Annotated in this window: 17 protein-coding genes; 10 read left to right on the forward strand and 7 right to left on the reverse strand. The window is 59.9% G+C overall.

Annotated features, from left to right (window positions below; translation table 11 throughout):
* Positions 1–46 precede the first annotated feature (46 nt).
* Together GDR53_RS12295 and GDR53_RS12300 are read right to left on the reverse strand one after the other, a co-directional pair.
* Positions 47–1,249, reverse strand: coding sequence for an ABC transporter substrate-binding protein (locus GDR53_RS12295; RefSeq protein ID WP_332872324.1), 1,203 nt, complete (start codon positions 1,247–1,249; stop codon positions 47–49).
* Positions 1,250–1,311: 62 nt separating this feature from the next.
* On the reverse strand, positions 1,312–2,373 hold the full coding sequence (locus GDR53_RS12300) for a LacI family DNA-binding transcriptional regulator (protein ID WP_193334778.1): 1,062 nt from the start codon (positions 2,371–2,373) through the stop codon (positions 1,312–1,314).
* 430 nt (positions 2,374–2,803) lie between these two features.
* Here GDR53_RS12300 and GDR53_RS12305 point away from each other — a divergent pair, with 430 nt between their 5' ends.
* The 4 genes from GDR53_RS12305 to GDR53_RS12320 all read left to right on the forward strand — a co-directional run bounded on the left by GDR53_RS12305 (position 2,804) and on the right by GDR53_RS12320 (position 7,483).
* The gene (locus GDR53_RS12305; RefSeq protein ID WP_193334779.1) at positions 2,804–4,003 is read left to right on the forward strand and encodes an IS256 family transposase; all 1,200 of its coding nucleotides are present in this window, start codon (positions 2,804–2,806) and stop codon (positions 4,001–4,003) included.
* Positions 4,004–4,447: 444 nt separating this feature from the next.
* Complete coding sequence (locus GDR53_RS12310) at positions 4,448–5,428, forward strand: Bug family tripartite tricarboxylate transporter substrate binding protein (RefSeq protein WP_193334780.1); 981 nt, start codon at positions 4,448–4,450, stop codon at positions 5,426–5,428.
* 68 nt (positions 5,429–5,496) lie between these two features.
* A complete protein-coding gene (locus GDR53_RS12315) occupies positions 5,497–5,979 on the forward strand; it encodes a tripartite tricarboxylate transporter TctB family protein (RefSeq protein ID WP_193334781.1) in 483 nt (160 codons plus the stop codon).
* Between the two features lie 13 nt (positions 5,980–5,992).
* A complete protein-coding gene (locus GDR53_RS12320) occupies positions 5,993–7,483 on the forward strand; it encodes a tripartite tricarboxylate transporter permease (RefSeq protein WP_232846615.1) in 1,491 nt (496 codons plus the stop codon).
* Positions 7,484–7,701: 218 nt separating this feature from the next.
* On the opposite strand, the gene GDR53_RS12325 is transcribed toward GDR53_RS12320, so the two are convergent.
* Together GDR53_RS12325 and GDR53_RS12330 are read right to left on the reverse strand one after the other, a co-directional pair.
* Positions 7,702–8,601, reverse strand: coding sequence for a LysR family transcriptional regulator (locus GDR53_RS12325; protein ID WP_193334782.1), 900 nt, complete (start codon positions 8,599–8,601; stop codon positions 7,702–7,704).
* A 687-nt stretch (positions 8,602–9,288) separates the two neighbouring features.
* The gene (locus GDR53_RS12330; protein ID WP_210321327.1) at positions 9,289–9,918 is read right to left on the reverse strand and encodes a 4-carboxy-4-hydroxy-2-oxoadipate aldolase/oxaloacetate decarboxylase; all 630 of its coding nucleotides are present in this window, start codon (positions 9,916–9,918) and stop codon (positions 9,289–9,291) included.
* 129 nt (positions 9,919–10,047) lie between these two features.
* On the opposite strand from GDR53_RS12330, the gene GDR53_RS12335 reads away from it, so the two are divergent.
* Positions 10,048–10,986, forward strand: coding sequence for a LysR family transcriptional regulator (locus GDR53_RS12335; RefSeq protein WP_193334784.1), 939 nt, complete (start codon positions 10,048–10,050; stop codon positions 10,984–10,986).
* 223 nt (positions 10,987–11,209) lie between these two features.
* Entirely contained in the window at positions 11,210–11,992 is a 783-nt protein-coding gene (locus tag GDR53_RS12340) for a 2-keto-4-pentenoate hydratase (RefSeq protein WP_193334785.1), read from the forward strand.
* Between the two features lie 214 nt (positions 11,993–12,206).
* Here GDR53_RS12340 and GDR53_RS12345 read toward each other — a convergent pair whose 3' ends face one another.
* The 3 genes from GDR53_RS12345 to GDR53_RS12355 all read right to left on the reverse strand — a co-directional run bounded on the left by GDR53_RS12345 (position 12,207) and on the right by GDR53_RS12355 (position 15,763).
* Positions 12,207–13,184, reverse strand: coding sequence for a Bug family tripartite tricarboxylate transporter substrate binding protein (locus GDR53_RS12345; protein WP_193334786.1), 978 nt, complete (start codon positions 13,182–13,184; stop codon positions 12,207–12,209).
* Positions 13,185–13,262: 78 nt separating this feature from the next.
* On the reverse strand, positions 13,263–14,933 hold the full coding sequence (locus tag GDR53_RS12350) for a thiamine pyrophosphate-binding protein (RefSeq protein ID WP_193334787.1): 1,671 nt from the start codon (positions 14,931–14,933) through the stop codon (positions 13,263–13,265).
* A 56-nt stretch (positions 14,934–14,989) separates the two neighbouring features.
* On the reverse strand, positions 14,990–15,763 hold the full coding sequence (locus GDR53_RS12355; RefSeq protein ID WP_193334788.1) for an HpcH/HpaI aldolase family protein: 774 nt from the start codon (positions 15,761–15,763) through the stop codon (positions 14,990–14,992).
* A 385-nt stretch (positions 15,764–16,148) separates the two neighbouring features.
* On the opposite strand from GDR53_RS12355, the gene GDR53_RS12360 reads away from it, so the two are divergent.
* From GDR53_RS12360 to GDR53_RS12375, 4 genes are read left to right on the forward strand one after another with little or no spacing between them, the layout of a single operon-like run.
* Entirely contained in the window at positions 16,149–17,645 is a 1,497-nt protein-coding gene (locus tag GDR53_RS12360) for a tripartite tricarboxylate transporter permease (RefSeq protein ID WP_193334789.1), read from the forward strand.
* Positions 17,642–18,133, forward strand: a complete 492-nt coding sequence (locus GDR53_RS12365; RefSeq protein ID WP_193334790.1) for a tripartite tricarboxylate transporter TctB family protein — start codon at positions 17,642–17,644, stop codon at positions 18,131–18,133. Before GDR53_RS12360 ends, GDR53_RS12365 begins: the two co-directional genes overlap by 4 nt.
* 37 nt (positions 18,134–18,170) lie before the next feature.
* Positions 18,171–19,199, forward strand: coding sequence for an amidohydrolase family protein (locus GDR53_RS12370; RefSeq protein WP_193334791.1), 1,029 nt, complete (start codon positions 18,171–18,173; stop codon positions 19,197–19,199).
* A 20-nt stretch (positions 19,200–19,219) separates the two neighbouring features.
* Entirely contained in the window at positions 19,220–20,161 is a 942-nt protein-coding gene (locus tag GDR53_RS12375) for an ABC transporter substrate-binding protein (protein ID WP_193334792.1), read from the forward strand.
* Positions 20,162–20,357: the final 196 nt, after the last annotated feature.

Raw genomic sequence — 20,357 nt, forward strand, 5'->3', positions numbered from 1 at the left:
CCGGCCCCTTGCGGCGTCGGGTGGTCATCGCAGGGGGGAGGAGGCTTTAGTTGACCGGGCAGGCGCCTTCGGAGGCGGCGTCCGGGAGCCAGCACGGGGCGTTGGCCTGGGTCATGAGGCCACGCAGGGTCTCTGCCTGCTGGTTCAGCACGTCTTCGACCGGCTGGTTGCCGAGCACGATGCGCTCGAACGTGTCGGTATAGACCTGGTTGAACTGACCGCCGAGGTCACCAAGACCGACCGGCAGGAGCGCTGGCAGGGCATCGTCCGCGGTCGTCATCGCGTTGATGGCGGGGCCGAGAGCCTTGGCTGATTCAGGCAGTTCAGCCGGCAACCCGGCGTCGGTCACCGGGTAGAAGTTGGTGGCCAGAAGCGTTGCGACCTGCGTTTCGGGCTGCATCATATAGGCAATGAGGGCCTTGGATGCGTCCATGTCCGGCGCACTTGCCGGGATGGCAATACCCGCAAGAACAGGCATGAAGCCGCGGCCAGCCGGGCCCGAGGGCGCAGGGAAGGCCACGAAGTCATCGGGACGCTGGTTGAAGGCATCGGCAAGGCGGGCAATATGGTCGAAGGCGACCCAGACGTCACCGGCCAGGAGAGGCTCTTGCATGAAGGCGTAATTGGTCGACGCCGGGTTGGTGTACTGCCACAGTTCCTTGAATTTGTTCCAGCCTTCGGCAGCTTCGGCGGAACGGAACTTGGTGACCGTCGATCCGGCATAGGAGGGCAGCAGGAAGCCCTGGAAGAAGCGATGTTTGAGCCCCTGCGGGCCAGCTGGGAAGCCGAACTTGGGCGAGCCCGTTTCTTCCGCAAGCGCCTTGGCCCAGGCGATCAAATCGTCATAAGTGAGAGCGTTGATGTCGGCGCCTTCAGGCAAATATTCGAGCGCCTGCCTGCTGGCGGCCATGACATAGTTGGCCTGCATCCACGGCAGGTATTTTTGTTCGTCTCCGCCGAGCTTGCCCAGTTCCATGAAGGCGTCGCTGACGGTGATGCCGGATAGGTCAATGTCGGAGAGGTCGACCAGGCTGTCGCCATAGGTCGAGAGGTCGCCGTGCAGCGCCCCTACGACACCGATCTGGCCTGAGCCGGCCTGGATTTCCGCGGCGAGGCGCGTGAGGAACGGCCCGGTTTCCGAAGCCTGATAGTCGACGCCGGGCTCGAAGCCGGCAAGCACCTGCTCACGCATCTTCTGCGTTTCTTCCACCGGAGCGGCCTGGGTTGACCAGAACAGGGTCTGTGCCATGGCGACCCCCGATGTTAAGGCCAGAGCCATCGTGGCTCCGGCCAAGGCGGCGATCGGCTTTTTCATTGTCTTTCTCCCTTTTGATTTGTTGCAGTTGGCACAGGTCCGTGGCTGGCGCGGCTGACCAGTGCGGGTCGGATGAGCCGCGTGAGTGGCTCCGTGTTGCGACCTGCGATGATCTCGATCAGCATCTCGCCGATCTCGCGCCCGGCCGCGCGGGTCGAGGTTTCAAACGTTGTGAGGCCGGGCGGCGCGAAGGTGGCGGCTCCGATATTGTCGAAGCCGACGACGGAAAGGTCCCGTGGCACTGAAATGCCGGCGCGGTTGGCCTCTTCCAGCACGGAAAGCGCCAGCTCGTCGAAAAGCCCGAGTATGGCCGTCGGCCGGTTGGGTGAATTGACCAGCTTTCGGATGCTGGCGACGGTGGCCGTCCGGTCAAAACGTGGGGCCGAAACGATTTCGAGCCGGACCGAGCTGTCGCCTCGCAGCGCAATGGCAGTTTTGATACCACTTTCGCGCAGATGTCGGAACATCATGGGTTCAGCGATGCTGACAAGTCCGAAATGGCGGTGTCCGAGATCATAGAGCAGGTCGAACGCCTCCCCGAAGGCGGCCTCGCCATCGGCGTCGAGCCAGTTGACCGGCTTGCTCTGATCGAGGATGCGACCATGCGTGACAAACGGGACCTTCCGGTCGAGCAGGAAGTCCACCCGCTCGTCCACTTCTGCAATGCGCAAGAGCACGACGCCATCGGCGCGGCCGGATTCGACCACATGGCGCAGAACCGAGAGCTCGGACTGGCCTGCAGGCGCTGTCGCCAGCAACAGGTCCACGCCGTGCGCGACGAGGCCCTCGCCAAGGCCAGTCACGAACTCACCGATATAGGAATCGACGAAATTGGGGCCGCGGACCGGAAGCACCAGCCCGGCAAAGCCGCTACGCCCGGACGCCAGCTGGCGGGCGGCGACATTAGGCACGTATCCGTGTTCACGCGCCGCAGCGGCCACGCGCTGGCGCGTCTTGAGGGCAATCTTGGGATGATCGGCCAGGGCACGCGAGACGGTCGTGATCGACACGTCCAGGTGCTCGGCCAACTCCTTCAATGTCTTGCCGCGGTTTGACATATTGCGCTCAATTCAGAGGTACAAGCGCTTGCAACCAAATTACAAGCGTTTGCAATTCTGATTGCGAACCGTAACCGTTGTCAACCAAAAACGCATGGCTGCTGTGAATCCTGGGTTGAGTGCTCGTTTGCGCGGTATGGCCCGGGGCGCCGGCTCAACGAGATTAGGGCCTTTTTGCCTAGTGAGTGGAGCAGCATTCAGGGCGAACCATCACAACCTCGCATTCCGCTACCGGCCCCGCAAAAGCACGGCCGTAACGCGCCCCATTCCGGCCGTTCAAGCAGGCACTTCGATTTCCCGAAAGCGGTCGGTGGCCCTCAGCTAATCGGTCGTGTCCCCGGACGTGGTGTAGCTGAGTAGCGCGGTAGTCATCGGCGCTTTCCGGTAGGGTCTGGTTGCTTACACCAACCTGATACCGAAAGGACGACCGATGACCGACGATATGATGAACCTGCGCGCGCTGGTGGAGAAGACCCCCGATGCCGATATTCTGCGCGAGATGATCGGCTTTGCCGCCGAGCGGCTGATGGAGCTGGAGGTGGGTGCAGCCACCGGCGCTGGCTATGGCGAGAAGAGCGCTGAGCGCCTGGCGCAGCGCAATGGCTACCGGGAGCGGGACTGGGAGACGCGGGCCGGCACGGTCGAACTGCGCATTCCCAAGCTCAGGAAGGGCAGTTACTTCCCCGGCTTCCTTGAACCGCGGCGTCTGGCCGAGAAGGCGCTGACGGCGGTGATCCAGGAGGCCTATGTCCAGGGCATCTCCACCCGGTCCGTGGACGACTTGGTCAAGGCCATGGGCATGAGCGGTATCTCCAAGAGCCAGGTGAGCCGATTGTGCGAGGACATCGACGGCAAGGTGAAGGCCTTCCTCGACCGCCCCATCGAAGGCGACTGGCCGTATCTGTGGATCGATGCCACCTACCTCAAGGTGCGCCGGGGCGGCCGCATCGTCTCGGTGGCCGCCATCATCGCCGTGGGCGTCAACAGTGACGGCCGGCGCGAGGTTCTGGGCATGCAGATCGGCACGTCCGAAGCCGAGCCGATCTGGACCGAGTTCCTGCGCAAGCTAACCCGTCGCGGCCTGCGCGGGGTCAAGCTGGTGGTCTCGGACGCCCATGAGGGCATTAAGGCGGCCGTCAGCAAGGTGCTGTGCGCCACCAGGCAGCGCTGCCGCGTCCACTTCATGCGCAATGTGCTGGCCCATGCCGGCAAGAGCGGGCGGCGCGTCGCCAGTGCCTTCATCGCCACCGCCTTCGCTCAGGAAACGCCAGAGGCAGCCAGTAGCCAATGGCGGGCCGTCGCTGACCAGATCCGCCCCAAAGTGCCCAAGCTCGCCGCGATCATGGACGAGGCCGAGACCGATGTGCTGGCTTATATGACCTTCCCCAGGGAGCATCGCGTCCAGCTCCACAGCACCAACCCGATCGAACGGGTCAATGGCGAGATCAAGCGCCGCACCGAGGTCGTGGGCATCTTCCCCAACGACGACGCCATCATCCGCCTGGTCGGCGCCATCCTGCTCGAGCAAAACGATGAGTGGGCCGTCCAGAGGTCTCGCTACATGACGCTGGAATCCGTCGCCCCATTGAGCGATGATCCTCTCGTCAGCCTGCCAGCCGTGGCCCGCTGATCAGCCCGGCCCATGCCGGAAAAGCCTCGAGGCCAAGCCTCAGCTACACCACGCTACGGGACACGATCAGCTAATCCCTCCACGAACTTTTGGAGAGCTCCCCCAAGGCGTCCAATACTGTCTGGGGGCACTTCCATTCGGTCGAGTTATGGATGAGGCGACTGGTATCTCTCGACGGCGGAAGGCAGGACTGGCGGTAACTAGGCGACCTAGCGCGCGAGAACCTGTCAGTCTTCTTTCCACCGCCCCATCAGCAATCGGATAGACGACACGATGCTTCGAAGGGGCAGTCTGCAGACTGGAAAATGTAGCCATAGAATTGGGACATCAATTGGGTGACTACTGAATTAACCAAACTGGAATGTCCGCAATCGGATCGATGTGGCAAGCCAAACTGGAGGAAATTGAACGATGGAAATTTGAACCATCGGCAGGAGGACCAAAATGAAGATGCTCAGCACGCTGGTTGCGCGGAGGATTTCGTTCGTCATAATGGCAGGCACTGCGGTCGGAATGGCAATGCCCGCTATTGCGCAGTCGTATCCCGAACGGCCGATTACGGTGATTGTTCCATTCGGCCCAGGGGGTACCACAGACCTGACGGCCCGGGCATTCCAGAAGGCATTCGCCGACAACAACCTTCTTGCCCAACCGCTGGTAGTTGCCAATGTCACTGGCGGTGCAGTGGGCTCGGTTGGCGCCCGCCAAGTGCTCTCCAGCGCGCCTGACGGCTACACCTTCCTTCTTCACCATCTGGGGATGATGTCGGCGGGAGCGGTTGGCACCCAGGATTTCAGCTACACCGACTTCGAGCCGGTCGCGGGCACTACCGACTTTTGTTCCGTTGTAGTCGTGGCCGCCGACAGCCCCTACAATTCGCTTTCCGATATGCTCACGGACGCCGCTGCCCACCCCGATACGATCCTTTATGGCGCTAACCTGGGTGGCAATATTCATATTGCTGGCCTGATGCTCGAAGCGCTCCAGCCCGGCGCCGATTTCCGCATCGTCCAGATCGGGGCGGAGGTAGACAATGTCACCGCCATCAAGGGCGGCATCATCAATGCGACAACCCTCTCCACGGGCACCTACACCCGTTACAAGGCAGAGGGACTGAAGGCCCTTGCGGATCTGGCTGAACTTCGGGAGCCGACTGTGCCGGAAGTCCCCACCGCCAAGGAGCAGGGCTATGACATGACATTCTGCGTAGCGCATTGGTGGTTTGCGCCCAAGGGAACGCCGCCTGAGGTGATAGATACATTCGCGCAGGCATTGAAGGCCGCCATGGATGACCCCACTCTGCGGGCCTATTTCGAAGAACGCTCGACGTTGCTGACCTTTGAATCCGGGCCCGAATTCAAGGCCGATCTTGATGCGACCTACGAAGTGATCGCTCCAATCGCGGTGCGCGCTGCGGAACAGTGACATCGCTTCGTCGGCAGGAAGCGGCCGGCAGGCGACGCCGATTGCCCGCCCTTGATTAGGATCCTCTGATGTTCAGACGAGATGTGTTGCTTGTTTTTGGGCTGCTGGTGGTGTGTGGCGTTGTTGCGTTGGGTTCCGCCAACCTTCGGACGAGCAGCTTCGAACCTCTAGGTCCGGCAGCGTTTCCGTTGGGCCTAGCCTCGGTCATTGCCTGCCTTTCCCTGGTTCTGCTTGTTCAGTCCTGCATGCAGGCAAGATATAAATCGCGCCTGCCGAAAGTAGTCGAAGCAATCCCAACAGAAGGGGTATCGCCCCTGCGACAGTCCTGGCTGGCCGCTGCGATGATGGCTTTGGCGATTGGCTTTGGCGTAGCCATAGGAATCCTTCGAATAGACTTCGCCCTGGCCAGCGCGATCTTTCTGTTGGCGACGATGACGATCATGACGCGGTTCAGACTACGCTCCTTGCCGCTCATACTCGCGATTTCGGCCGCGACGGCCTTTGGTAGCGACTACCTTTTCACGAAAATACTCGTGATCAATCTGCCCTGAAGGAGAGCGGTCGTTGGAATGGGTTGGCTATAGTCTCGCACTCTTTGCCCCGACGCCCCTGTTGCTGATGTTGGTGGGCACTACGCTCGGTATTGTGGTCGGGGCAATCCCCGGCCTCAGCGGAACGATGCTAATTTCGCTGACGCTCCCACTTACTTTCGCAATGTCGCCACTCAACGCCATCGTGCTGCTTATCGCCATGTATGTCGGGGCGATCTCCGGCGGGTTGATCTCAGCAACGCTGCTGCGAATGCCGGGAACGCCATCTTCCATCATGACAACCTTTGACGGCTATCCAATGGCCCAGCAAGGCAAGGCTGCACGCGCACTCGGCCTGGGTATCGTCGCTTCGTTTGTAGGTGGCCTTCTGTCCTGGGTCGTGCTGGTTTTGCTAACCCGGCCGCTCGCTGACCTTGCGGCCGGATTCGGACCCTTCGAGAAATTCAGTTTGGTGATGATGGCGCTTGTTCTTATCGCCGCGGTGAGCGAGGGCTCCCTCCTGCGCGGACTAATCGCGGGACTGCTTGGCATGCTTGTGGCAATGCCGGGCGTCGATCCGGCGCTTGGCGGGTTGCGCTTGACCTTCGGTTTCAACTTCCTTGATGCAGGGTTGGATCTTGCGCCGGTGCTTATCGGCGTTTTTGCCGTTAGCCAGATCATCCGGGACAGCAGCGACATTGAGGGCCAGCCGCCGCAGATACATGATATCGGTACTCGAGACGTGTTGCTGCCGTGGAGGGACTGGAAGCGGCACGGCGGTAACATGCTGCAATCATCGGCCATCGGCACGTGGATCGGCATATTACCCGGCATCGGGGCAAATATTGCGTCGGTGGTAGCGTACACTTTCGCTCGACGCGTTTCCAAAGAGCCCGAGAAATTCGGCAAGGGCAGCGAAGAGGGCATAATAGCATCGGAGGCGGCCAACAATGCCAGCGTCGGCGGCGCCCTGGTGCCCCTGATCGCAATGGGTATTCCCGGCAGTGTCATTGATGCGGTCCTGCTCGGGGCGTTTGCCATGCATGCGCTCACGCCCGGTACGCTGCTTTTTCAGAATAACCCGGATCTCGTCGCCGCCATGATGGGGTCGGCGTTGATTGCCAACTTCATGATGTTTGTGCTCATGGTTCTTACGGCCAGGTATATCGCCAAGCTCTGCGCTGTGCCCCGCGCCTTTCTGCTGCCGCTGATCATGTTCTTTTGCGTCGTTGGTACATTTGCCCTGCGTGGCAACATGCTGGATGTGTGGGTAATGTTGGGCTTTGGACTCGTCGGGCTTGCGCTTGAGGCCTGTCGCATTCCCCTGGGACCCTTTGTCATTGGACTGGTTCTTGCACCCATTGCCGAAATCAATCTGCGCTCGGGCCTTATGATCTCCGCCGGCTCGATCGAGCCGTTGTTCACGCGACCCATATCCGCGGTCTTCATGTTTGTAGCGATCGTTTTGCTAGCCTGGCAGCTACGTGAGGAGCTGATTGTGTCGCGGCAAACTCGGCGGGTATGATGGCGCGGGGACAATTCCTGTTTGTACGCCGCTGACGGACTATCCAGGACCGAACACTGGCGTCAGACGCGGCGCTGCACACCATGCCCGAAGAGGTGTGCTTGTCCAAAAAGGTCATGCTGGCCTTTAGGCGTTGTGAGCATGCCGTGGCCTAGTCTGCACAGTCTTGGCGGCTTTTCATCTGGTTTTGCATGTCCTCAAGCGGCCACGCTATTTGATTAGAGGCCGCGGATTTTCATGCAGACGTCGCGCATGACGTCAGCGACCATCCTGGCACCCTTCGAAAGCGGGCTATCTGCAACAACTGCTGTTTCAACATGGTACGCGACGGCTCGGTTGGCTATTGGTCGCGTACGGATCAGGCCCGCAGCCACTTCTTTCGCCACGGCAAATTTTGGCAGCAGGGTGGAGCCACCGCCGGCCAGAATGAGTCCCTTTATGATCTCGATAGAGTCTATGAGGTAGAGGGGTTCGAGCGTAATGCCTTCCTGGTCGGCCGCAGAAAATATCGCGGCGCCGATGCCATTTTCTCGTCCAGGGATAATCAATGGCATTGCCAAGACCTCGGTAATCTCGATCGGACCGTCACCCGTCGCATCTGCGGTAAGGCAAACATATTCAAGCACGTCACTGGCTAGTTCCGTGGTCTTGATAAGCTTGCTGACCTCGGTCAGCGAACTTACGACGCCGAAGTCGATCCGTCCTGCCAGCAGCCATTCCTGCACGGCATATGACATGCCAACCATTATTTTGATTTTTAATGCCGGGTAAAGTTCCCGACAACGGATAAGAAGTTCCGGAACGACTGCTGCACCAAAAAGTGGCGGCAGACCCAGCGTTACATCCCCCCCCACCGTCCCGGAAAAGGCCATCACCGCACGTCGAGCCTCATAAAGTGACTGGAATATCTGGGTAGACCTGCTCAGAAGCTCCTGACCTGCGGGGGTAGCCTCAGCGCCACGGCCATCTCGGCTCAGCAATAGAACGCCGAGTTCTTCCTCGAGAAGCTTGATTTGTCGGCTGAGTGCGGGAGGGGCGACATTCAGTTTCTCCGCCGCCTTTGTAAAACTCCCGATTTCAGCAACCTGAACGAAATAGCGCAACTGTATAAGTTTCATGGCTAAGTGCTCTTTGTTCCAGGCTCAATGCTCTAATTGGTTCGTCAACCATGCTTCGGGCGCCCATCCTATCGGAACCACCTCCGATATCGAGTTCTCGGTGTTCTGCAGACAATGCTCGCCAGCGTTGTCCTGCTGAAAACACATGCGGTACTTGCCCTGACGGGGACGGGATTCTACAATTTGACTGCTGGATTGATTATCTTGGGGTAGGTTGGAGCTTCCTGTACATCGGCGTTGCCAATCTCCTCACCCAAACCTATGCGACCGCCGAAAAGGGCAAGGCGCAAGCCACCAACGATCTGACCATCGTCGTCGTGGGAGTTGCAGCTTCGCCCGGCGCCGGCGCGCTGCAAAACACCATCGGCTGGCAGGCACTAAACCTGTGGCTCTTGCCCTGGCTGGCTGCTGCAGCCGCAGCAAGCCTCTGGCTTCAGCTGTCACCAATGTTCAGTGTGGCGTCGGCAAATCGCCCCATGTCGGTCGTCCCGGGCCCTTCGGCAGGTTCCTATGAGCTGTCGTTCCCTCAAGGGCGCGGCAAATGGGTGGCAATCGGGGGTTGGTGTGTTTCGGAGAGTGCTCGGACCTGACATCGCGCTCTTTTTGTCGCTGCAATTGATGCCTCTACCCTAGATGTCTTGTGCGCAGCGCGGGACCGGTGCCAGACGTGGACTGATTATCGCGAAATCAGCCTTCAGGCAGAAACCGCTCCAATTTCATTATTCCGTAAGTTGACTCTCCAGCTGCAAGCCGAAGACGCAATTTTGCCTCGCCTTCTTCGCGTGTTTGGCTGAGCTGCAGCACCTGATCCAACTCATGCGGGTCAATCACCACTAGTCCATCGCGATCGCCGACAACAATATCACCGGGTCGGACAAGGGTTCCACCACACATAACAGGCGTCTGTACCTTTCCAACCTGACGCTTGCCCGATCCCTTTATCGAAATGCCGCGTGCAAAAACGGGGAAGCCGCTGTCAATCATGGACTGCACATCCCGCACTGAGCCATCAACGACCAGACCACCCGCTCCAATGGCGAGGGCCCCCGCCGTCATGACATCACCCCAGATGCCTGATTCCATGAATCCCTTGGCGTCGACAACCATGATGTCGCCCGCGGCCATGCGAGTTAAGGCGTAGTGCAGCATGAGGTTGTCGGCAGGTTCGCTATCAACTGTAAATGCACGACCGGCCAAACGCATTTTGGGATCAATCGGCTTGATGCCTGAATCCATTGCTCCGCGCCGGCCCTGCGCCTCATGTATGGTGGCCGATCCCAATCTCTTGAGCGTCTCGAGCGTGATTTCGTCGGGCACCTGCCCCTCCATATTTCGAACCGCAGAATTGACGCGGCAAGTGTTTATGAGCCTAGAGTAGGCAAAGGGCGTCGGCCGGGAAGAGAGCTTTTTCTTCTAACAGCTAGACACGACACCGGGGGAACGACCGTGAAGCTTCAGCAGTTGCGCTACCTTATCCAAGTTGCCGAGTCAGGCAGCTTCACCAAGGCCGCAACCAAGCTCAATATCGCCCAGCCGGCGCTCAGCAAGCAGATTCGATTGCTGGAAGACGACTTGGGTGTTCTCCTGTTTAGTCGCGACGGGCGTGGCGTACTGCCAACCGCCGCGGGCCGCGAACTTGTTGACAGGGCCAGCTCGTTGTTCACTGACCTCTATGACATGCGCCAATCGGTGATGCGGTATCGCGACACCGTCGAGGGGAGCGTGACAATCGGCATGATGCCGTTACTTGGCGCACATGTTGTTCCTGGCTTGCTGCTGCGGGCTCGAGAGTTGCATCCCAACGTGCGTGTCAACCTCATGGTGGGCATGTCCAGTGCGATACATGAGTGGGTGATATCGGGACGTGTCGATTTCGGAGTGGTCTCCGCTGCAGCGGAGACGAGCACCTACTTGGTTTATGAAGTGGTTGGTCGAGACAGGCTTCATCTGGTCACCAGCACGCTGGATTTGCCGGCTGAAGAGGGGGGAGTAGTTACCCTTGCGGAGGCCCTGGCCTATCCATTGGTTCTCCCGACCAAGTCGAACGGAATCCGAGCACTGATCGAGCGCAACGCGACCAATCTGGGCCTAACCGTCCAGCCGGTGCTGGAGGTGGATTCGGTAGAGATAATCAAGCGGCTCCTGCCGACTGGCATCGGGCGAACCATCTTGCCCAGCTACTCCATAGCGGAGGAAGTCAAGCGAGGAGAGTTACGCAGCGATCCCATCGTCGATCCGGAAATGGACCACGAGGTGGCGATCAGCTTCACGGCCGAGCGCCCCCTGAGCCCGATAGCCTCAGCTATCGCGTCGATCCTCCGCCAGGTCGTCGTTGCCGAACTGCATCCGCTGGCCGCTCTAAACGCGCCGACTGAGTATAACTGATAGAGCGGATGGTCAGCTTCCGGTGGTAAGCCCGCCAGTCCAAAATACTCATGGTTGGGGAATGGCACCGGTCGGCAATCGAGTGACTCAGATGATCTGCAGGACGGTGTGTGCGCCCAAGGCTCGCCTGAGCGTCCACTCGTTCAGAACCTGAATAAGAGTACTGAGCCTGCCACGCGTTCCCCTTTCGTCAAAGCGCACAAGACCTCCCAAGGGGAACTGCATGAAATTGTTGCCAGGGCAGATTGCCAAAGCCGCGGAGTTTCTCATCCAGGCGCGCCGGGATGGACGGCGGCTAGATTCGCTGCCGGATGCTCTCCGGCCTCAGTCCATCGATGAGGCGCACGCGATCCAGGACGCCGTATTCGCGCGTTCTGGAGAAAAAATCTCGGCCATAAAAGTCGGTGCGACGAAGGACGGTACCGTCTTTCGCGGCATTCTTCATGAGTCGCTATGCCGCGCCAGCCCGGCCGTTTTCGATGCCACCGAACATGACTTCGTCGGTATTGAAGCGGAGATCGCTTTTCGCTTTCCTGACGGTCTGGCGCCCTCCGACAAGAGCTATTTGCCTGAGGTCGTTGCAGCCGCCGCCAGCGCCTTGGCGGCCTTTGACATCGTCGGCACGCGTTTCGACAACTTCATGGCGCTGAGCCAGTTCGACAGGATCGCGGATGGACTGAATGCCGGCGGCTTCGTCTACGGCAGGGAACTTGCCGACTGGCGAGGTGTGGACTTCACGACCATGCCTGTTGAGGTCTGGGTCGATGGCAGCCGCGTGTACTCGGGCATTGGCGGCCATGCTTCAGTGGACCCCTTCCTGCCGGTTCTGAGATATGTGGATTCGGTGCGAGAAGCGGGGCTGCCACCGGGCACCTGCCTGACAACGGGCTCTTTTTGCGGCTTTTTGCCAGTCGCTCCAGGTCAAACTATTGGCGCCACCCTAGGTCGATTCGAAGCGATAGAGGTAACGCTGCGGGCCGCCGACGGAAGAGCCCGGCAAAGTTGACTGCGACACAGGCTCACTGGAACTACCTTGCGTCAAACGGCTAGTGTCGGCCGGGCGAATGCTCAATCATCGCGTGGCGATACCAGAGCTTGGCGAGGCGAAAGGTCGTACCAGCGTTCCCAACCTACAATCGACTGGTCCGGCGCGTTGGCCGCTGATGGGCGGGTAAAGTCAAAAAACGCCCACGCTGCAGCGTGGGCGTCATTGGTCATGGTCAGTTGCCATCCTGCTTGGCAAGGTCGATCAGAGGCTTGAAGCGCTTCTCGATCTCGTCCCAGGCCGCAGCGTATTCGCTAGGGTTGAGGAAACGGCCGTTGATCGCCCGCTCTTTGAGATAGGCTTGGGTTTCTGGGGCATCCAGAGCCTTCTTCAACGACGCAGCAAGTATATCGACTGTCGCTGGCTCCATATTGGCAGGCCCGACGACGCCGAGATCTACCGAAAGGGAGCCGACGTCATAGCCCTGTGCCTTGAAGGTCTTGACGCCAGAAACATCCTCGCCATCGGCCATGACGCCGAGGATGCGCAACTGGCCGCTTGCCACCTGCGGCAAAACCTCACTAAGCGTATTGAACGATACATCGATATGGCCACCAAGAAGGGCAGTCATCTGCTGTGCGCCGCCCGTGAAGTTGACGGTGGCCAACTTGATGCCGAGTGAGCGGGCGAAGTCGAGGCTGGCCAAGTGACCAGTAGAAAGACGTCCTGCGGTACCGGCCTTGAGGGAGCCGGGGTTCGCCTTAGCCGCAGCAATCAGATCCTCCACCGTGTTGTATGGGCTGGAGGCGAGAACAGTCGCTGCCGAGTTGGACGTCTGCAGTGACGCGATGGGCTGGAAGTCATCACGGCCATATGTCGACTGCCGCTCCTCGTCGAGATACGCAGCAGCAGTCGGCAGCACCATCCACATCACCGTGTAGCCGTCGGGCTTGGAACCGACGAGTTCAACTGACCCGATTTGCATCGAAGCGCCTGGTTTATTGACAACCTGAACGGTAACGCCAAGGTCGGCCTCCACCAGCGGCGCGATGACACGGGCGAACTGATCGGTGCCGCCACCCGGCGGCACCGGCACGATCATCGTGACGGTGCTGCCCGGGGTTGGGAACTCCTGTGCGTTAGCCGCAAGCGGCATGACACCGGCGACCAGCCCAACCAAGCCCGCCGCTACAAGATTGATATATCGTTTCATTGTCTAAACTCCCTTTTCCATTGTTCTTGAATACGTCTTGCCTGCCCCGCTCCTCCACCAAGCGGTCTTTCTCCAAAGTCAGGTCGTGGGCGGCTTGTAGCCGACGGCGTCCCGCATGTTTGGAGCCAACACCTGATCCGAGACATGAACATCCCATATCTCGACATCGGCATGTGCCTCATAGTCCTTCATCAGCCCGGCGAACTGGGCGATATCGCTGATCGTGGCGCCGCGTACGCCGAAGCCCTTGGCGATCGCCTCGAACGGCGGGCGACCGAAAACCGCACCGCTGTCGTCGATTCCATCCTTGCGCAGCTTGTGCACCTCTGCCCCGAAGGCCCCGTCATTGCAGCAGACGATGAGCAGTTTTACTCCCTGACGCTTCAACGACTCCAGCTCCTGGATTTGCATAAGCAGCCCGCCATCGCCCTCGAACAGCACGACTCGGCCATTCTTGCGGGCAACAGCGATACCGGAGGCGAAAGCGAAGGCGTTACCGATGGCGCCGAATGCGCGCACCGCATGATAGTTGCGCGGATCGGCACCCCGCATGGTCGTGTGCCAATAGGCCTGGTGCGCAGAGCCACTGACGAAGTCGTAGTCGGTGGGAATGACTCGCTCGAGTTCTTCGAACACCCGGCGCGGATCGAGTGTACCATCGGAGATGATATAACGGGTGTCGTCGGCGGGTTCTTCACGCAGACGTTTGGATAGCGCCAAGCTGCGGATATCGGCCTTCGCCTGCTTGCTGGCAACTGCGGCCAGCAGGGCCGTTGCGGCCAGCTTTGCGTCTGCCTTGATATAGACGTGGGCTGGCTTCAGCCCCTCCCTATAGCCGGTCGGGAGAATGTCGACCTGAACCATCTTGGCATTGGGGAACATCTTGCCGGAGTCGGTTGTAAAACGCGAAAGGCTGGCGCCAAAGACGACGACCAGGTCGACGCTTTTGCCGACGTCCCGGGAAGCCTGTCTTGCGTATCCGCCGACTATGCCAAGAGAGTTGGGGTTGTGGTCAAACATGCCCTTGGCGAGCAGTGAGGTGCCGAGCATGGCGCCGGTTTTTTCCGCCAGTGCCTCGACCTCGCTCCGCGCGTCGGACTGCATCACACCGCGACCGGCGACGATCACAGGCGCCTTGGCCTCCGACAGCAGTGAAGCCAGTTCCGCGATCTGGCCGGGGTCTGGCGTGATGCGTTGCGGCTGTGGCAGCAGTTCTGCGGATGGGCGATACGTGCCGAGATCCGGCGCGACCAGCTCCTGCAGATCGGCGGGTACGCCGATCACAACCGGTTTGCGGTCGAACTGCGCAATGTAAAACGCCTCGCGAACATCGTGATACATGCGCGCTGTGCTGTGCAGCGGAATATATTCTGCGCCGCAGGCCTTTGCCAGCGCAGCGTGGTCCATTGCCTGAAGGTACCATGGCGCGGTCAGCGGGGCTTCGCCGGCAAACACCACAAGCGGAACAAAATTGCGGGCCGCAGTCGTCAACGCCGTCATCGTCTGGGTGAAACCGGGACCATGGGTGACCGACGCCACGCCCACCTTGCCGGTGGCACTCCAGTAGCCGATCGCCATCATACAGGCGCAGTGCTCATGCCGAACGCCGAAGGTGGTCATGCCGGGCAGATGGCTCATCGCCGTCATCCACAGCATGTTGCCGTCACCCATCAGGCCGAATTGCGTATCGACGCCTTCTGCGGCAAACGCTTCAGCAAGGGCGTGGTAGATTTGTCTTTGGTGACTCACGTCAACTCCGGTGATGCTTGAGTAAAAGAATGGCGTTGAGTATCGCGCCCGCGACTCTATTTCTTGGCAAACGTCCACTTCTCCGCCAGCGTATCCGCCGCCCGGGCCAGGATCACTGCATCTACGCCGACCGCGATGAACTGAAATCCGTAGTCGATATAGCGTTCGATCTCATCGTCGTTGGTGGCAATGATACCCGATGGCTTGCCGACGGCCTTGAGCCGCTTGGCTGCGAAAGCGATCAGCGTCTGCACGTCGGCATGGCCCGACTGACCGATAAGACCCATCGACGCCGACAGATCGGCCGGTCCGATAAAGACACCGTCCACACCATCCACTAAAGCGATGTCCTCGATGACCGCGATCGCATCCTTTGTCTCGGCCTGCACCAGCAGGCAAATTTCCTCTGAGGCGCGGTGCAGATAGTCGGGAATGCGGCCAAAGCGACCTGCGCGTGTGGCGCCCCCGATGCCGCGTATGCCGGCCGGCGGGTAGCGTACAGAGGCCACGGCTGCCCGTGCCTCGTCAGCGCTCTGGATATAAGGCACGATCATGCTGAGCGCCCCTAGATCGAGCATCATCTTGAACAGGACTGGGTCATTCCAGGGCAGTCGAACCACCGGCATGGTTCGGCTACGCCCCAGAACCTGCAACTGCGCAAGAACATCGGTAATGGTGTTGGGTGAATGCTCACCGTCGATGACCATCCAGTCGAAGCCAGCATCACACAGCACTTCCGTAACTAGTGGATCACGGAACGTCTGCCAGAAGCCAAGCTGGCGCTGACCCGCAGCCAGCGACTTCTTGAATGGATTGGTCGGTAATTCCATGACGCTACCTGTCCTCTGCCTCTGTCCGGTTGCCAATGCAGCGAACTTGCCGTGCAAGGCGAACCTCCAGATTGACGCGCTTTCTCCATGTGCCGGTGAGGGTGGTGGTAACGCGTCCGAAATGGACTAGGACACAGCGTGGCCAACGGAGCCACAACAGTTTGGTTATTTCAGGTGTGCCGCAATGCTGTCTTGTGGCCGCGAAGGTTTGGGCCATAACTCGGGACGCTGACCTGCGGAACTCTTTCGAGCAATCGATAGCCGACGCGGCGACGTAAAAAGATCAAGTGCGTGATGTGGCAACTGTTTTGAATCATTGCGTTTACGGTTTGCTTTGGGAAGACTTATCGCCTTGCCGCGAGATGTCTCGGGAGGAGAACACACGGTGGATACTTTCCAGCTGCTGCTCGGCGGTTTTGCGACCTGTCTCGAGCCGCATAACCTGATGTTTGCGTTCCTCGGTTGTCTCATCGGGACAATGGTGGGTGTGCTACCAGGGCTCGGGCCGGCCGCCGGCACTGCAATCCTTATTCCAGTGACCGCCGGCCTCGATCCGACTGGCGCAATCATCATGCTGGCCGCGATCTACTACGGAGCCATGTACGGGGGCACGATTACCTCTGTGCTGATGAACACCCCGGGCGAGGCAGCGTCCGCCGTGACCTGCATCGACGGCTACGAGATGGCCAAGAGGGGGCGGGCAGGCGCCGCGCTCTCGATCGCTGCCATCGGTTCGTTTGTCGGTGGCATTATCGCGACCATCGGCCTTGTATTCCTGGCTTTGCCACTGACAAAGCTGGCGCTGACCTTCGGTCCGCCCGAGGTATTCGCCGTCCTTGTGGTCGGCTTGTCGCTGGTGACGGCGCTGGCAAGCCGCTCCCTGCTTCGTGGCCTGATCGCCGCTGTGATTGGCTTGCTCATCGCCCAGGTGGGCATCGACCCCGTTCAGGGCGCCCCGCGCTTCATCTTCGGCTTTCCCGAACTGCTCGACGGTTTCGGCGTGGTCCCGGTCGTAATGGGCCTGTTTGGCATCACCGAAATCCTGCTCAATGTCGAATCCCGCGCGACCCAGCCGAAAACGGCAAAGCTCTCGACCCTGATGCTCACCAGGGACGATGTAAAGGCCTCCGTCGGCCCGATCGGACGTGGCACGGTTATCGGCTTTTTCCTCGGACTGGTGCCTGGGCTCGGAACCGTCGTGCCGGCCTTTCTGTCCTACGTCGTGGAGAAGCGCATTTCCAGGACGCCCGAGCGGTTCGGCAAGGGCGCGATCGAGGGTGTCGCCGGGCCAGAAACCGCCAACAATTCCTGCGCCAATGCTTCGCTGATCCCGCTCTTTACACTTGGCGTGCCGAGTTCGCCGACGACCGCGATCCTGATGGGTGCCTTCATGATCAACGGCCTCACCCCTGGGCCGCAGCTCTTCATCGATCACGCCGAATTCGTATGGGCGGTAATTGCCAGTCTGGTGGTCGGCAATGTGATCCTGCTGATCCTGAACCTGCCCTTTGTCCCGGTGTGGACGACAATTCTCAAAATCCCCTATTCTCTGATGATCGTTATCATCATCGGTTTCTCGGTGATTGGCGCCTACAGCATCAACAACAATGTCTTCGATATCGCGGCGATGCTTGTCTTCGGCTTGGTCGGTTACATTTTCAAGAAACTCGATATCCCGACCGCTCCGCTGGTGTTGACCTTCGTGCTGGCTCCCCTGATGGAAAGCGGACTGCGCCAGTCTCTTGAAATGTCGCAGGGTGACTTCTCGATCTTCCTCACCCGGCCCATCACCACGACCCTACTAACCTTCGCACTGGTCTCGATCGCGGTGTCGACCTTCCAGGCAGTCAAGCCGGTGCGCGGAGCGGACAGCGAAGCATGAGTGAACCATCCCTTGCCCCGCCCCGAACCATGCAGCGTAGCTACCAGATCGCAGGCGCAGTGCTGCTGCTTTTCGCGGCGTACATCGTGACGACCGCGCTTCGCATGCGCTACTACACCTCGCTCGGCCCTGGCCCCGGCTTCTTCTCCTTCTGGCTCGGGCTTGCGCTCGGCATACTGGCCCTGGTCATGGTCGGCCAGGCAACATTCGGCAAATCTGATGATATGCCGGAAGGCTATATCGCCGAACGCGGCGGCTATCTGCGGCTAGGCACGATCATCCTCTGCCTCGTTGGCGTGGTCGTCTTCTTCGAGCGGCTGGGCTATTCGCTGACCATGCTCATAGTATTCGCAGTTTTGCTGCGCGGTCTCGGTCGCTTCAACTGGCTGGTGTCCATCGGCGGCGCGCTGATTGGAAGTTTCGGCATCAATTATATCTTCACTACCTGGCTCCAGGTGCCTCTCCCCAGAGGCGTCCTTGGCTGGTGAGTGCCATTGCACACATATTGAAAATAGGACCCCTAAAATGATCATCGACGTCCATGGGCATTACACGACCGTGATGAAAGACGTAATGGCGTGGCGCGCCATGCAGCTCAACGCCATGAACGATCCGGCCAACAAGCCCAAGCCCGATTTCGGCATCAGCGATGACCGTATCCGGGAGACGCTGGAGAGCGGCCAGATCAGGCTGCAGCGTGAGCGCGGCACGGACGTGACCATCTTCTCCCCGATCGCCAGTGCTATGGCCCACCACCTCGGCAACGAAGCGATCAGTCAGGAATGGACGCGAATGTGCAACGACCTGATCTACCGCGCCGTCTCGATGTATCCCAAGAATTTCATCGCCGTCTGCCAATTGCCTCAGTTCCCTGGAGTATCACCCAAGAACTGCATTGCCGAGCTCGAACGCTGCGTCGAGACCATGGGTTTCGTGGGCTGCAATCTCAATCCGGACCCCTCCGGCGGCAACTGGAGCGGCCCCCCACTAACCGACCGCTACTGGTACCCGATCTACGAGAAGATGGTTGAGCTAGACGTGCCGGCGATGATCCACACGGCGCTGTCCGATAACCCCAACTTCCACACCACCGGCGTCCACTACATCAACGGCGACACCACCGCCTTCATGCAGTTTCTGCAATCGCAACTGTTCAAGGATTTCCCCACGCTGCGCTTCGTCATTCCGCATGGCGGTGGCGCTGTGCCTTATCATTGGGGTCGTTATCGCGGTCTCGCCATTGACCTCAAGATGCCTCCGCTCGGCGAGCACCTGCTCGACAATATCTTCTTCGATACATGCGTTTATCACCAGCCGGGCGTCGAATTGCTGGCCAAGGTAATCCCGGCCAAGAACATCCTCTTTGCTTCCGAAATGATTGGCGCTGTCCAGGCGATCGATCCGGAGACCGGGCACTACTTCGACGACACCAAGCGCTACCTCGACGATGTGCCGTTTCTTTCCGACGACGAGCGTACGCTGATTTTCGAGGGCAATGCCCGTCGGGTCTATCCGCGGCTCAATGCTCGTCTCGCCGCCGTGGGCCTCAGCTGACGCTCAGACAGGAGGTAAATATGGCTGACAAACTTATTCTGAAAACCTGGTTCGAAATGGCGCCTCATTTGGAGGCGCTGGTTGATGGCCGTGTCACGTCCGAACGCATCGTTCTGGATCGCGTCAACTATCCGTTCCCTAAGGCCGTGCGGGCCCTGGTGCGCGATGAAGAGTTCGACGTCTCGGAGGTGCCGCTAACAACCCTGGCGCTGGCCCGGGCCTATCGCGACACCTATATCGGGCTGCCGGTGGTCGTGTCGCGTGACTTTCATCAGCGCTCCATCGTGGTGCGAAAGGACGCACCATTCCACGGACCGGCCGATCTCGCCGGAAAGCGCATCGGCGTGCGAGCCTATTCGGTGACCACTGGCGTCTGGGTGCGCGGAATCCTGCAGGAGGAGTTCGGCGTCGATCCCGCCAAAGTGACCTGGGTAACCACCGAGGACGCCCATGTTAGCGAATATAGCGAACCTTCCAACGTCGAACGCGCACCCGCCGGCGCCGATCTTCTCGACCTGCTGCTTAAGGGCGAGATTGACGCGGCGATCGGGCTCCGGAACCACGACTTCTCAAAGGTCCGCTATCTGTTCGACGATGTCGACAAGGCGACCGCCGAGTGGCACCGCAAAACTGGGGTCTATCCGGTAAACCACATCATGTCGGTGCGCTGCACGCTTGCGGCCGCCCATCCCTGGTTGTCGGCCGAGATTTTCCGAATGTTCGAAGAGGCCAAGCAACTCGCCATGCAGGCAGGCTGGCAGGCCCAGCCGACCTTCATCGACGGCACCGCCCGCGAAACACTTCTCGCCATGGTCGGCCCCGACCTCATGCCCAACGGCCTCATCCCCAACCGCCCAGCATTCAGCATGCTCCTCGAAATGGCCCACCACCAGGGCCTCACCCCGCGGCTGTTCGGGATCGACGATGTTATCGCTACGCCAGGGTCACCAGCGAGCAACTAAGCTTCGGATACGCGCAAAGCGTAACTGGCTGGAACCTGCGACGACCAACCGATTGAAAAGCCTCAGTTTGGAACTGATGGAGACGCCGATCCCGAAAACAGTTCGCGCCATCTTTGGTTACCAGCGCGTCATAGCGACGCCGACCGTGCCGAAGCGCGGGGACTGCCGCTGACGTCGCTATGTGTTGTTCCTTGCC

The sequence above is a fragment of the Devosia beringensis genome, assembly GCF_014926585.1.
Lineage (GTDB): Bacteria > Pseudomonadota > Alphaproteobacteria > Rhizobiales > Devosiaceae > Devosia > Devosia beringensis.